Consider the following 12,360-nt stretch of genomic DNA (forward strand, 5'->3'; position numbering starts at 1 on the left):
CCCTCCGATAGAAGGACAGACAGATGACCGAATCCCGCGCCCGAACCACGATCTATGCCGCGCGCAGCATCCTGACCATGAACCCGATGCAGCCCCGCGCCACGCACGTGGCGGTGCGCGAGGGCCGCGTCCTGGGAGTGGGCAGCCGCGAGGAACTGGCGGGCTGGGGTCCGGCCGACCTCGACGAGCGCTATGCGGACAGAGTGCTCATGCCAGGCCTGGTCGAAGGGCATTGCCATCTGCCGGAAGGCGGAATGTGGAAGTTCGTGTACGTGGGCTTCTACGACCGGCGCGGACCCGATGGCAGGCTGTGGGAAGGCTTGAAGAGTTTCGATGCGGTGGCCGCGCGGCTGCGCGAGGCCGAACGCGTCCTGGCGGCCGGCGAGACGCTGATAGGCTGGGGCTTCGACCCGATCTTCTTCGAAGGCGCGCGCATGCGCGTGCAGGACCTGGACGCGGTGTCCGCCGAGCGGCCCGTGGTGGTCATGCATGCCAGCATGCACCTGATGAACGTGAACACGCCCATGCTGGCGCGCGCCGGCATAGACCGCGATACCGACATCGAGGGCGTGACGCGCATGGAAGACGGACGGCCCAGCGGCGAACTCTGCGAATTCGCCGCGATGTTCCCCGTCATGCGCCTGATCGGCAGTCCATTCCGCACCGTGGGCGTATCGGAAGAGGGCCTGCGCATGTTCGGCAAGGTGGCGCAGTGGGCGGGCGTCACCACGGCCACGGACCTGGTCAATGAACTGGGCGACGAGGGTCTGGCGACGCTGGCTCGCATCACCGCCGAACCGGACTATCCCGTGCGCATCGTGCCGGCCGCGTCCGCGCTGACCTACGCGGGCGATCCGCAGCGCTGCCTGGCCAAGCTGGCCGAGGCCCGGCGCCTGAACAACGACAAGCTGCATCTGGGCATGGTCAAGCTGGTGGTGGACGGTTCGATCCAGGGCTTTACCGCCCGGTTGCGCTGGCCCGGCTACTACAACGGCGCGCCCAACGGCATCTGGGTGATCGCGCCGGCCGAGCTGGACGCAATGGTCCAGACCTACCACGACGCCGGCGTGCAACTGCACATACACACCAATGGCGACGAAGCCACCGAGCTTGCGATCGACGCGGTGGATCGCGCCTTGCGCCGCAGCCCGCGGCGCGATCACCGCCATACCTTGCAGCATTGCCAGATGGCCGACGCGGCCCAGTTCCGGCGCATGGCCAGCCTGGGCATGTGCGCCAATCTCTTTGCCAACCACATCTTCTACTGGGGCGACGCCCATCACGCCCTGACCATGGGGCCGGATCGCGCCAGGCGCATGGACGCCTGCGCCTCGGCGGCGCGCGCCGGCGTGCCGTTCTCCATCCATTCGGATGCGCCCATCACGCCGCTGGGACCGCTATTCACGGCCTGGTGCGCCGTGAACCGCCAGACTTCGTCGGGCAAGGTGCTGGGGGAGTCCGAACGCATCGGTGTGGAGCAGGCCTTGCATGCGGTCACGCTGGGCGCGGCCTACACCTTGCACCTGGACCATCTCGTCGGCTCCATCGAGGTCGGCAAGCATGCGGACTTCTGCGTGCTGCAGGACGATCCGCTGGAGGTGGCGCCCGAGAAGCTGAAGGACGTGCGCGTACTGGGCACCGTGATCGGCGGCAGACCCTTGCCACTGCGGGAAGCCTGAGATGGCGGCCCATGGCGCACCGCGAATTGCGCTGACCGTGGTGGGCGGATTCCTGGGCGCGGGCAAGACCAGCTTGCTCAATCATGTGTTGTCCCGCAGCCAGCGCCGCGCGGCGGTCCTGGTCAATGACTTCGGCCCGGTCGATATCGATGCCGGGCTGATCGCGCAGCGCAGCGACCAGGTGATCAGGCTGGCCAACGGCTGCGTCTGCTGTTCCATGGCGGGCGGCCTGGACGATGCCCTGGCGCGCGTGCTGGCGCTGGACCCCTTGCCGGAATGGATCGTGATCGAGGCCAGCGGCGTGTCGGATCCGGGCCGCATCGCGCAGGTCGGCATGTCGGATCCCATGCTGCAGCTTGAGGGCGTGGTGGTGCTGGCAGATGCCGCGAACGTGCGCACGCTGGCGGCGGATCCCTTGCTGGCCGATACCGTGGAACGCCAGCTCAAGGCTGCGGATCTGCTGGTGTTGAACAAGACCGATCTGGCGTCCGCCGCCGAACTGGCGTCGTTGCGTTCATGGCTGCAAGCGGCGACATGCGGGGCCGCGATGGTCGAGACGCGCGAAGGGCGCGTGGACCTGCGCCATCTGCTGGGCGAAGGCGGGTCTTGCGGCCTTGCGCAGGCATGCGCCAGCGGCGCTTGCAACCATGCGGGACACGTCCACGCCGCGATGCCCGACGACCCCGACCATCCATTCCAGAGCTGGCTGTGGCGCGCGCCCGCGCTGCTGGACGCCGACCGGCTCGCCAGCCGGTTGCGCGACGCGCCCAGGCAGCTGCTGCGGGCAAAGGGCTGGGTGCGCACCGATCGCCACGGCCTGGTGCTGGTGCAACTGGCGGGCCGGCGCGTGCGCTACGACACGCAGGCCAGGCCGCCCGAGGATCTGGACGAGCCGTCGCTGGTGCTGATCGGCATGCGCGGCGCCGTTGAGCCCGCGGACGTCGACGCCTGGCTGGCGCCGGCGGCGGCTTGAAGGGCGAGCAAGCATCTGGTGCAAGCGATTCCCCGCTTCTGGTTCTAGACCCTGCCTGGTGCCTCACTTACCTTGGATCTTGAATGCTGGCGCGCTTTGCGCCCGCGTCTACCGGAGGTATGCAATGCAGAAGACCGTCACCGCGGACATGCTGGCCGAATTCGCGGCGGCCTGGAACCGCCACGATATCGACGCCTTGATGTCCTTCATGAGCGACGACTGCGTGTTCGAGACCGTGGCCGGCCCCGAGCGATGGGGCGCGCGGCACGAAGGCCGCGAGGCGGTGCGGGCGGCCTTCGCGGCGGCCTGGGCGAATTTCCCCGATGCGCAGTGGCAGAACGGCACGCATTGGGTCGCAGGCGACCGCGGCGTGTCCCAATCGACCTTTACCGGCACCGCCGCCGACGGCTCCCGCGTGGAGGCGGACATGGTGGACGTCTTCACCTTCCGGGACGGCAAGATCCGCGTGAAGAATGCCTACCGCAAGCAGCGCCCGGTATTGCCGGCCCGCGGTTGAACACGCACCCGCATCCAGCAACCGGAACGCAGCATGGATACTCAAATGTCCTTCCAACCTGTAGGTCCGGCCCCCGCTGGCCGGACGGCGATCAGCGCCTACAACCCGGCCTACGATCCGCTGGTGTCCCCGCCCGGCCGCGGGCAGGACTACGCGCCCACCTACTGGGTCGCGACCGCCGGCGAACCGCCCGAGGATGACGGCCCTGTCAACGGCGATATCGACGCCGATGTGGTGATCGTGGGCTCGGGCTTTACCGGGCTGTCGGCGGCGTTGACGCTGGCGCGCGACTTCGGCGTGAAGGCCGTGGTGCTCGAGGCCAATCGCGCGGTGTGGGGCTGCACCAGCCGCAACGGCGGACAGGGACAGAATGCGTCCGGACGCCTGTACCGTTCGCAATGGATAGCGCGCTGGGGCCTGGCGACCGCCAAGCGTCTGGACGCCGAGATCCGCGAAGGCTTCGAATATTGGAAGAGCCTGGTGGCCCAGGTGGATTGCGACGCGCAACCTGGCGGCCATCTGTACACGGCGCACCGCCAGAAGAAGATGGCGTTCCTGGAAAACGAAGCCCGCGTGATGCGCGAGGTGTTCGGCTATGACGCCCGGATGTTGAGCCGGGAGGAATTGCGCGAACGCTACGTGTACGACCGCGAGGCGGTGGGCGCGATGCACGAGCCGGATGGCGTGGGCGTGCATCCGTTGAAGCTCGCCTATGGCTATATGCGGCAGGCGCGGGCCCTGGGCGTGCGCATCCATCCGGGCAGCCCGGTGCTGGGCTGGCGCGCCGAGAATGGCGGTGTGCGGCTGCAGACTCCCAACGGCTACGTGCGCGCGCGGCGCGTGGCGTTCGCCACTGGCGGCTATACCGCGCAGGGCGTCAACCGTTTGCTGGACAACCGCATCATGCCGGTGCTGTCGAACTCGCTGGTGACGCGGGTGCTGACGCCGGCGGAACGCGATGCAGCGGGCCTCAAAAGCACGGTGTTCATCACCGACACGCGAACCCTGCGCTTCTATTACCGCCTGCTGCCCGACGGCCGCATGCAGATCGGCAGCCGCAGCGCGCTGCGCGGCGCCGACGCGCAGCATCCGCGCCATCTGGCTCTGCTGCGCGAAGGGCTGGCGCGCAAGTTCCCCACGCTGGCGGGCGTGGACGTGGACTATTCCTGGTGGGGCTGGGTGGACGTGAGCCACGACATGATGCCGCGCGTGACCCAGCCCGACCCGGCGCAGCCGGTCTATTACGCCTTCGGCTACGGGGGCAATGGCGTGGCGTTCTCGGCCCACGCGGGCAAGCGCCTGGCGCAACGCATGATGGGCAAGGACGGCGTGGCCTGGGACCTGCCGATCTACGACTCGCCCTTGCCGGGGCATATGTTCGCGCCGTTCCGCAGGCTGGGCCAGGGCCTGCTGTACCGCTGGTACTACCTAAGAGACGAAGTGCTCTAGCGCGTGCAAGTCCGGGCCCTGCGGGGCCTGCTTGCCGTCCGCGGCGCGGCCGCGGTAGCGGTCGACCACCTTGGCCAGTCGGGCAATCCCCGGCTCGATGTGTTCCGGCCGGATCGATGTGAAGCCGACCCGCAGGAAGTTGCGCGGCGCGTCGGCTCCGTTCATGAAGAAGACGTCGCCGGGTTCCACCACCACGCCCTCGGCCAGCGCGGCCTCGGATAGCTCGCAGGCGTTGAGCCAGGGCGGGCCTTGCAGCCAGCAGGACGAGGATCCGGTAATGGGTATGACCTTGAAATCGGGCAGGTGCCGCGCCAGCGCGCGGGCCAGTTCGGTGCCGCGCTCCTGGTAGGCCTGCGATTGCCTGCGCAGCAGCGAATGGTGGTGCCCCAGCGAAATGAACAGCGAAAACGCCCGCTGGATGTAGGCCGAAGGGTGGCGCAGCATGAGCCGGCGCAGGGCGCGCAGTTCCGCGGTGAGTTCGCGTGGCGCCACGATGTAGCCGATGCGCAGGCCGGGCGCGAAGGACTTGGCCAGGCTGCCCACGTAGATCACGCGGCCGTCGCGGTCCAGGCTCTTCAAGGCGGGAATCGCGCCTTCGCCCCAGCGGCTTTCGCTTTCGAAGTCGTCCTCGATGATCAGGCTGTCGGCCTGGCGCGCCAGCGTCAGCAGGTTCTGGCGGCGCTCCGGAGATAGCGTGACCGTGGTGGGGCACTGGTGGCCCGGCGTGACGAAGAGGTAGTCGCAGCCCAGCAGATGGGTGCCGGTGCATAGCCCTTGTTCGTCCACCGGCAGCGGCAGCAGGTTGCGCGTGTGGCTGGCGAAGATGTTGCGGGCGTCGGGGTAGCCGGGATCTTCCATGCCGACCACCGTGTCCTCGTTGACCAGCAGGTCGGCCAGCAGGTAAAGCGCATGCTGCGCACCCACGGTGATGACGATTTCCTCGGCGTCGGCCCAGACGCCGCGGCGGGGCAGCACCTGGGTGCGGATCTGCTCGATCAGTGCGGGGTCGTCGTGGGTGATCAGGTCCGGCGCCCAGCTGCGGATGTCCAGCACCGACAGCGCCTTGATGCAGCATTCGCGCCATTCCGCGGTGGGGAACAGGTCCTGGTCGAACTGGGCGTAGACAAAGGGATAGGGCTGCTTCTGCCAGTCGCGCGGCTTGGTGATGTTGCGTTGCCGGGACGGGCGGAAGCGCAGCCTTTCGTCCCAGCGCACGTCCGGCTCGCCGCCGTCGGCGGGCGGGGCGTCGGCAGCCGGACCGGAATGGCCGCGCATGACCGTGTCGCTGACGAAGTGGCCGCTGCGTTCGCGCGACACCAGATAACCCTCGCTCACCAGTTGCTGGTAGGCGAACACGACGGTGTTGCGCGCGATGCGCAGCTGGTCGGCCAGATGCCGGCTGGACGGCACCGGCGTGCCCGGCGGCAGGTGGCCGCTGAGGATGGCGGACACCAGCATCTGGCGCACGCAGCCCTGCAGGCTGAGGTTGGGCGCGCTTTCGCGTTCGAACAGGCGCTCCCACAACACAGGCTTGAGCATCGAGGCCTGGCTGGACATGACGGCTCCTTGTCTAGGCCGCGCAGCCGGTAGCCGCTGCGCAGGCGCCGCTCTTGAGGATAGAGGAGCCGGATGGGGGACGAAATGAGGGATTGCCCGGGCGCGTTTCAGACCCGTCCCTTCCACGGAATGGCGAACTTCTCCAGATAACGGACCAGCAGGTCGAAGGCGAAGGCGAACACGCCGATCACGATGATGCCCATGATGACGGTGTCGCTGGCCAGGAACTGGGCGGCGTTCAGCACCATGAAGCCCAGGCCGCGGTCGGCGGCCACCATTTCGGCGGCCACCAGCGTGGTCCAGCCCACGCCGATGCCGATGCGCATGCCCGTGAAGATCTCCGGCATGGCGGCCTTCAGGATCACGTGCCAGACCACCTGCGCAGGCGTGCCGCCCATGGCGTAGGCCGCGTGGATCTGTTCGATCGACACCGAGCGCACACCGGCGCGCGCCGCGATCGCCATGGGCGCGAAGATCGCCAGGTAGATCAGCAGGACCTTGGGGAATTCGCCGATGCCGAACCAGATGATGATGAGCGGCAGATAGGCCAGCGGCGGCAGCGGGCGGTAGAACTCGATGGGCGGATCGAAGATGCCGCGCGCGTACCGGTTCACGCCCATCAGGATGCCGACGGGAATGGCGGTCACGCAGGCCAGGAAGAAGGCCCCGAACACCCGCGACAGGCTGGCCAGCGCATGTTCGGTCAGCGTGGAGTTGGCCACGCCGTCGGTCATGGCCGAGACGAACTTGTCGTACACCGCCAGGGGCGAGGGCAGGAACAATGGCCGCACCCAGCCGGCGCTGGTCACCAGGAACCATAGCCCGATGAGCGCCAGGCTGGTGATCAGGCTGATGTGGCCGCTGTAGCCCGCGCCCGGCGCGCCGTAGACCTTGCCCGGCGCGGCGGGCTTGTGTCCCGGGCGGCTGCTAGCCATGGAAGCCTTGGGGGGAGGAGGCTCGCTCGTCGCCATAGATGATGCCGAGGACTTGTTCGCGCATGGCGATGAAGTCGGGACTGGATTTGATGCTGCGGCCATCGCGGGTCTCCAGGTAGCGCCGGTTGAAGTCCGGCGTGAAGGTATGCGTGATGCGGCCCGGGCGGGGCGACATGACGATCAGCCGCGAACCCAGAAACAGCGCTTCTTCGACGCTGTGCGTGATGAAGAAGAACATCTTGTTGGTCTGCCGCCAGATATCCAGCAGCAGCTCCTGGATGGTCTCGCGCGTCAGCGCGTCCAGCGCCGCCATGGGTTCGTCCATCAGCAGCATGGCGGGGTTGCAGGTCAGCGCGCGCGCGATGCCCACGCGCTGCTGCATGCCGCCGGACAGCTGGTAGATCATGTGGCGGTGGAAGTCCTGCAGGCCCACCAGCTCCAGATTGCGGCGCGCGCGGGCGCGGCGGGTTTCCTTGTCCACGCCTTGCAGCTTCAGGCCGAACTCGGTGTTCTCCAGCACGTTCAACCAGGGCAGCAGGGCATGCTTCTGGAACACCACGCCGCGGTCGGCGCCGGGACCCACGATAGGCCGGCCGCCCAGCGTGATCTCGCCCTCGGTGGGCGACAGGAAGCCGGCCAGCAGGCTGAGCAAGGTGGTCTTGCCGCAGCCCGAGGCGCCCAGCGCCACGACGAACTCGCCAGGCTGGATGGTCAGGTTGACGTTCTGCAACGCGATGACCGGACCGCTTTCGTGCAGGCCGGGGTAGGTGACGCTTACTTTTTCCGCGCACAGGCTATGCGTGGCGGACGAGGACTGCATGGTCATGCCGGCTCCCCTGGTTGCGACGGGCTGCGCGCAGCCCTGCGTGGCGCTGGGCAGGCGGCGCCGGACGGGCCGCCTTGGCCGCAAGCGCTCCTTACTTCTCGGCCGCCTTGGCGTACTTGTCGGTGACGTGCGGGCTGTAGTCGGCCAGGGCGCGGTCGATCTGCTTCTGGTCCTTCAGGAATTGGGCGCTGGCCGCGAAGGCGCGCGCGGCGCCCGATTCCTTGCCGCCGCCCAGCCAGACATTGGAGGCCTGTTCCTGCACGGTCGGGAAGACCAGCAGCTGGAGCGCTTCGACCATGTCCTCGGGCTTGCCGCCGATCAGCTTGACGATGCTCTTGACCTGCGGGGAATCGGCGGTCCACTTGGCGCTGTTGGCGCGGTAGTCCGCATAGGACTTGGCCAAAACGCTGGTGAAGGCGGCCATGAACTTCGGATTCTTGGCGGCCCAGGCGCGATCGACCACGATGCCGTCGAAGGTTGGCACGCTGGCTTTGCCGATCTGTTCCGAGTCGGCAATGATCTTGCCGCTCTTGGCGATCTCGGTCAGGGCGGGCGGCCAGACGTAGGCCGCGTCGATGTCGCCGCGCTGCCAGGCGGCCACGATCTGCGGCGGCTGCATGTTCAGGATGCGCACGTCGCGCGGATTGATCTTCCAGACCTGTTCCAGCCCGACCAGCAGATGGAAGTGCGAGGTGGACACGAAGGGCGTGGCGACGCGCTTGCCCTTCAGGTCCGCCGTGCTGTTGATGCCGGAACCGTTGCGCGCCACCAGCGCCTCGGATTTGCCGATGTTGTCCAGGATCCAGAACAGCTCCATGTCGACGCCGCGGGTGGCGGCCGCGGTGATGCCGGTGGAGCCCAGCACGCCGACCGGCACATTGCCGGAGGCCAGCGCGGTGGAGATGTCGCCGCCGGAGGTGAACTGGCGCCAGTCCACCTGGTAGCCGGCGTCCTTCAAGGCCTTGTCGAAACTGCCGTCGGCGATGGCCGTCAGGAATGGCCCCACGATCAACTGGTAGCCGACCACCAGCTTGGTCTGGGCATAGGCGGGAGCGGCCAACAGCGCGGCGGCCAGGCCGGCCAGGGTGCAGCGGCGGATGAGGCGGAATATCGCGTTCATGGAGATCTCCGGGAGGGAACGGCCGCGCTCCGGCGCGACCGGCATGCTGGAGCCAGTTTGCCCGGATGGAGCCAGAACGCTAGGGCCAGATGCCCTAATCAGTAGGAGCCAAAAAGGCCCGGGCCCGCCCGCCGCGCCGGCAACGCCAGTCCTGGCGCGGCCGGCGCGGCGGGGTGCGGCCGGCGAGGCGGCCCGCGATATGCGCCAAAAGGGGGAGAGGGGGATCGGCCTAGCGGATGAGGCTCAGGAACTCGGCCCGGGTCGACGGATTGTCGTGGAATTCGCCCAGCATGACCGAGGTGACCATGGACGAGTTCTGCTTTTCCACGCCGCGCATCATCATGCACATGTGCTGGGCCTCGATCACCACGGCCACGCCGGCGGCGCCGGTCACCGACTGCACGGCTTCGGCCACCTGGCGGCTGAGGTTTTCCTGGATCTGCAGGCGGCGCGCGTACATTTCGACGATGCGGGCGACCTTGGACAGACCCAGCACCTTGCCGTTGGGCAGGTAGGCCACGTGCGCCTTGCCGATGAAGGGCAGCATGTGGTGTTCGCAGAGCGAGTACAGCTCGATGTTCTTGACCAGCACGATCTCGCGCGTGTCGGAGGTGAACAGCGCGCCGTTGACGATTTCGTCCAGGTTCTGGCCGTAGCCGCGGCACAGGTGGCGCATGGCCTTGGCGGCGCGGGCGGGCGTATCGGCCAGCCCTTCGCGGGACGGATCTTCCCCTAGTTCTTGAAGAATGGCGGTGTAGTTCTTTTCCAATGACATCGGGGACTCCTGGGGGCGGCGCTGGTTGCGGCGCTTTACTGTGTAGCGTAGTGCTGCAAGTCTACCTCAGGCCACAAGAAGGGTTTCCCCGCCGGGCCGCCCCAAGGGGAAACAGCCCCCTCGGGGGGCAGCAAGCACGCGTAGCGTGCGCGGCGTGGGGGCTACATCCCGCGGTTCTCGACCGCGTACTTGATCAGCTCGGCCTGGCCGTCTATGCCCAGCTTGCGCTTGATGTTCAGGCGATGGGTCTCCACCGTGCGCACCGACAGTCCCAGCGCCTGCGCGATCTGCTTGTTGGCCTCGCCGCTGGCGATGTGGCGCAGCACGTCGCGTTCGCGCTGCGTCAGCATGGTGGCCGGCGCCGTGGCCTGCGACAGGCGCACCGCGACCGCAGCGCTGAAATAGCTGCGGCCTGCCATGACCGCGTCGATGGCGGTGACGATCTCATGCGCCGGTTCGTCCTTCAGCAGATAGCCGCGCGCGCCGGCCTTGACCGCCTGCACCATGTATTCGGGGTTGTCGTGCATGGACAGCACCAGCACCGCGATCTGCGGGTAGCGCTCGTGCAGCAGGGCGGTCAATTCCAGCCCGCCCACGCCGGGCATGTTCAGGTCCATCAGCGCCAGGTGCGGCAAGGTGCCTCCTTGCAGGTCCTCGGCCAGGCAGGCGGCCAGGAAGGCCTGGGCGGCGGCGGCGTTGCCGGCTTCGCCCACCACCCGCAGTTGCGGCACGGTTTCCAGGCGCAGCCGCAGCCCGTCCCGCACCAGCGGGTGGTCGTCGATCAGCAGCAGCCGGATGGCGTCGGGCTTGTGGTTCATGCGTCGGAACTCGCGGGGAGAGGGGCGGCGGGCAGCGGCAGCCAGGCCTGCAGCACCGTGCCGTGGGAAGTGGAGCGGAAAGTCAGCGTGCCGGACAGCGCGTTCATGCGTTCGCGCATATTGCGCAGGCCGATGCCGCGGCGCGGATCCTGCTGCACCTCGGCATAGTCGAAGCCGCGGCCGTCGTCGGCGATGGTCAGGCGCAGGTCGCGTGGCGAATAAGCCAGCGTCATGTCGGCGCGGGTGGCGCCGGCGTGGCGGATGACGTTGGTCAGGGCTTCCTGGGTGACCCGGAACAGGGCGGTGGCATAGGCCTCGGGCAGCTTCACCGGCTGCCCGGCGGTGTGCAGGCGCACGGCCAGAGGCGGGGCGCCATCCTGGCTGGGAATGGCGAATTCCCGGCCCAGATGTTCGAGTGCGGCCGGCAGGCCCAGGTCGTCCAGCAGCGTCGGCCGCAGGTTGTGCGAAATGCGGCGGACTTCGCCCACGGCGGTATTCAATCGGTCCAGCGCGCCGCCCAAGGGGGTGTCGATATGAGCGAGGACGCGTGGCTCGTCCGGCAGCGTCTGCCGCAGCCGTTCCCGCGCCGCTTCCAGCGACAGCTTGATCGACACCAGCACCTGGCTGATGCCGTCATGCAGCTCGCGCGAGAGCCGTGCGCGCTCGTCTTCCTGCGAACGCACCAGCTGGCGCGCCATCAGCCGCAGCTTGGCGTCGGACTGGCGGTGGTCGCTGATGTTCAAGGCCAGGCCGCAGGCCGCCACGCCCAGGATGGACACGGCGGCAATCCCGGCCACCCAGGCGAACATGCTGCGGATATTGGCCTGGGCGGCGGCGTCGATGCGCTCCAGCGCCTGCTGCACGTCGTCCAGGTAGATGCCGGTGCCCAGCATCCAGCCCCAGCGCTCCAGCACCACCACGTAGCCCAGCTTTTCCTCGGTCTGGTGGGTGGACGGCTTTTCCCAAAGGTAGTGCACCGCTTCGCCGTCCTGGCCGCCGCGCCGGGCGGCGGTCAGCAGATTCTGGATGACGGGCTGGCCCTTGGTGTCGCGCAGTTCCCAAAGGTCCTGCCCAACCAGCTCCGGCTGGCGCGGGTGCATCAGGTTCCTGCCCTTCAGGTCGTAGACGAAAAAGTAGCCGTCGTGGCCGAATTCCATCTGCGCCAGCAGGTCCAGCGCGCGCTGGCGGGTGGCGTCATCGTCGGCCGCCGCCTGCAGGGGGGCGATGGCGCTGTAGGCCAGGTTGACGTAGTGGCGCAGCTCGCCTTCCTTGCTGGCCAGCCAGGCGTTTTCCACGACCTGCTTTTCGCGCTGCGCCAGCTGCAGGCCCTGCACGTAGACGGCCACCGTGATGGCGGCGACGGCCACCAGCAAGGGCACCGCGGCGAGCAGCAGGATTTTCAGGCGCAGCTTCATGAAGGATTTGTATCAGCGCGAACGCGAATATTGCGACGCAGCATTTTGCTTGCCGCAGTCAGGATCGGGAAATTTCAGTCGTGATTTTACGGTTTTCGCCAAATCATGCTGCGGCGCATTGCGTAGTAACACGTAGTGGAATTGCGTAGTTTCGCGCTTGTTGCTGCGTAGTCAAAACGAAATACTAGCGTCCGCGTCGACACGGCGCTGCGTGGACGCGCGCGCGTCCGCCACCCCACAACAATGAGTCTGCCTTCCGCGGGACGATAAAAGCGTTTCACGCCAAAAGCATGGCG

At 67.8% G+C, this 12,360-nt stretch carries 11 protein-coding genes; 4 read left to right on the forward strand and 7 right to left on the reverse strand.

Annotated elements, in window-relative coordinates:
* Positions 1-23 precede the first annotated feature (23 nt).
* The 4 genes from DXK93_RS22035 to DXK93_RS22050 all read left to right on the forward strand — a co-directional run bounded on the left by DXK93_RS22035 (position 24) and on the right by DXK93_RS22050 (position 4,618).
* Complete coding sequence (locus DXK93_RS22035) at positions 24-1,679, forward strand: amidohydrolase (RefSeq protein WP_119451105.1); 1,656 nt, start codon at positions 24-26, stop codon at positions 1,677-1,679.
* 1 nt (position 1,680) lies between these two features.
* Positions 1,681-2,652 carry a GTP-binding protein gene (locus DXK93_RS22040; RefSeq protein WP_119451106.1) on the forward strand — a complete coding sequence of 324 codons (972 nt, stop codon included), beginning with the start codon at positions 1,681-1,683 and terminating at the stop codon, positions 2,650-2,652.
* A 124-nt stretch (positions 2,653-2,776) separates the two neighbouring features.
* Positions 2,777-3,169, forward strand: a complete 393-nt coding sequence (locus DXK93_RS22045; protein ID WP_119451107.1) for a nuclear transport factor 2 family protein — start codon at positions 2,777-2,779, stop codon at positions 3,167-3,169.
* A gap of 45 nt (positions 3,170-3,214) precedes the next feature.
* The gene (locus tag DXK93_RS22050; protein WP_199728321.1) at positions 3,215-4,618 is read left to right on the forward strand and encodes an FAD-binding oxidoreductase; all 1,404 of its coding nucleotides are present in this window, start codon (positions 3,215-3,217) and stop codon (positions 4,616-4,618) included.
* Here DXK93_RS22050 and DXK93_RS22055 read toward each other — a convergent pair.
* From DXK93_RS22055 to DXK93_RS22085, 7 genes are all read right to left on the reverse strand, one after another.
* Entirely contained in the window at positions 4,598-6,175 is a 1,578-nt protein-coding gene (locus tag DXK93_RS22055) for a PLP-dependent aminotransferase family protein (RefSeq protein WP_119451108.1), read from the reverse strand. The genes DXK93_RS22050 and DXK93_RS22055 overlap by 21 nt on opposite strands.
* Before the next feature lie 107 nt (positions 6,176-6,282).
* On the reverse strand, positions 6,283-7,110 hold the full coding sequence (locus DXK93_RS22060) for an ABC transporter permease subunit (protein ID WP_054456796.1): 828 nt from the start codon (positions 7,108-7,110) through the stop codon (positions 6,283-6,285).
* Positions 7,103-7,936: a taurine ABC transporter ATP-binding protein gene (locus DXK93_RS22065; protein WP_054456797.1), complete on the reverse strand. Its 834-nt coding sequence runs from the start codon at positions 7,934-7,936 to the stop codon at positions 7,103-7,105. Before DXK93_RS22065 ends, DXK93_RS22060 begins: the two co-directional genes overlap by 8 nt.
* Positions 7,937-8,027: 91 nt before the next feature.
* A complete protein-coding gene (gene tauA / locus DXK93_RS22070) occupies positions 8,028-9,056 on the reverse strand; it encodes a taurine ABC transporter substrate-binding protein (RefSeq protein WP_119451109.1) in 1,029 nt (342 codons plus the stop codon).
* 229 nt (positions 9,057-9,285) lie between these two features.
* Positions 9,286-9,831 carry a GTP cyclohydrolase I FolE gene (gene folE, locus DXK93_RS22075; protein ID WP_119451110.1) on the reverse strand — a complete coding sequence of 182 codons (546 nt, stop codon included), beginning with the start codon at positions 9,829-9,831 and terminating at the stop codon, positions 9,286-9,288.
* A 161-nt stretch (positions 9,832-9,992) separates the two neighbouring features.
* Positions 9,993-10,649: a response regulator transcription factor gene (locus DXK93_RS22080; RefSeq protein ID WP_119451111.1), complete on the reverse strand. Its 657-nt coding sequence runs from the start codon at positions 10,647-10,649 to the stop codon at positions 9,993-9,995.
* Complete coding sequence (locus DXK93_RS22085) at positions 10,646-12,064, reverse strand: cache domain-containing protein (RefSeq protein WP_054456801.1); 1,419 nt, start codon at positions 12,062-12,064, stop codon at positions 10,646-10,648. The genes DXK93_RS22080 and DXK93_RS22085 overlap by 4 nt, the downstream gene beginning before the upstream one ends.
* Between the last annotated feature and the right edge of the window lie 296 nt (positions 12,065-12,360).

Origin of the sequence: Achromobacter sp. K91, assembly GCF_003576205.1 — a bacterium.
GTDB classification, from domain to species: Bacteria; Pseudomonadota; Gammaproteobacteria; order Burkholderiales; family Burkholderiaceae_B; genus Achromobacter; species Achromobacter aegrifaciens.

Coding starts and splice junctions, on each gene's coding strand:
- folE (WP_119451110.1), bottom strand. CDS start 9,831: ATGTCATTGGAAAAGAACTACACCGCCATTCTTCAAGAACTAGGGGAA.
- DXK93_RS22040 (WP_119451106.1), top strand. CDS start 1,681: ATGGCGGCCCATGGCGCACCGCGAATTGCGCTGACCGTGGTGGGCGGA.
- DXK93_RS22045 (WP_119451107.1), top strand. CDS start 2,777: ATGCAGAAGACCGTCACCGCGGACATGCTGGCCGAATTCGCGGCGGCC.
- DXK93_RS22060 (WP_054456796.1), bottom strand. CDS start 7,110: ATGGCTAGCAGCCGCCCGGGACACAAGCCCGCCGCGCCGGGCAAGGTC.
- DXK93_RS22080 (WP_119451111.1), bottom strand. CDS start 10,649: ATGAACCACAAGCCCGACGCCATCCGGCTGCTGCTGATCGACGACCAC.
- DXK93_RS22035 (WP_119451105.1), top strand. CDS start 24: ATGACCGAATCCCGCGCCCGAACCACGATCTATGCCGCGCGCAGCATC.
- DXK93_RS22055 (WP_119451108.1), bottom strand. CDS start 6,175: ATGTCCAGCCAGGCCTCGATGCTCAAGCCTGTGTTGTGGGAGCGCCTG.
- DXK93_RS22050 (WP_199728321.1), top strand. CDS start 3,215: ATGTCCTTCCAACCTGTAGGTCCGGCCCCCGCTGGCCGGACGGCGATC.
- DXK93_RS22065 (WP_054456797.1), bottom strand. CDS start 7,936: ATGACCATGCAGTCCTCGTCCGCCACGCATAGCCTGTGCGCGGAAAAA.
- tauA (WP_119451109.1), bottom strand. CDS start 9,056: ATGAACGCGATATTCCGCCTCATCCGCCGCTGCACCCTGGCCGGCCTG.
- DXK93_RS22085 (WP_054456801.1), bottom strand. CDS start 12,064: ATGAAGCTGCGCCTGAAAATCCTGCTGCTCGCCGCGGTGCCCTTGCTG.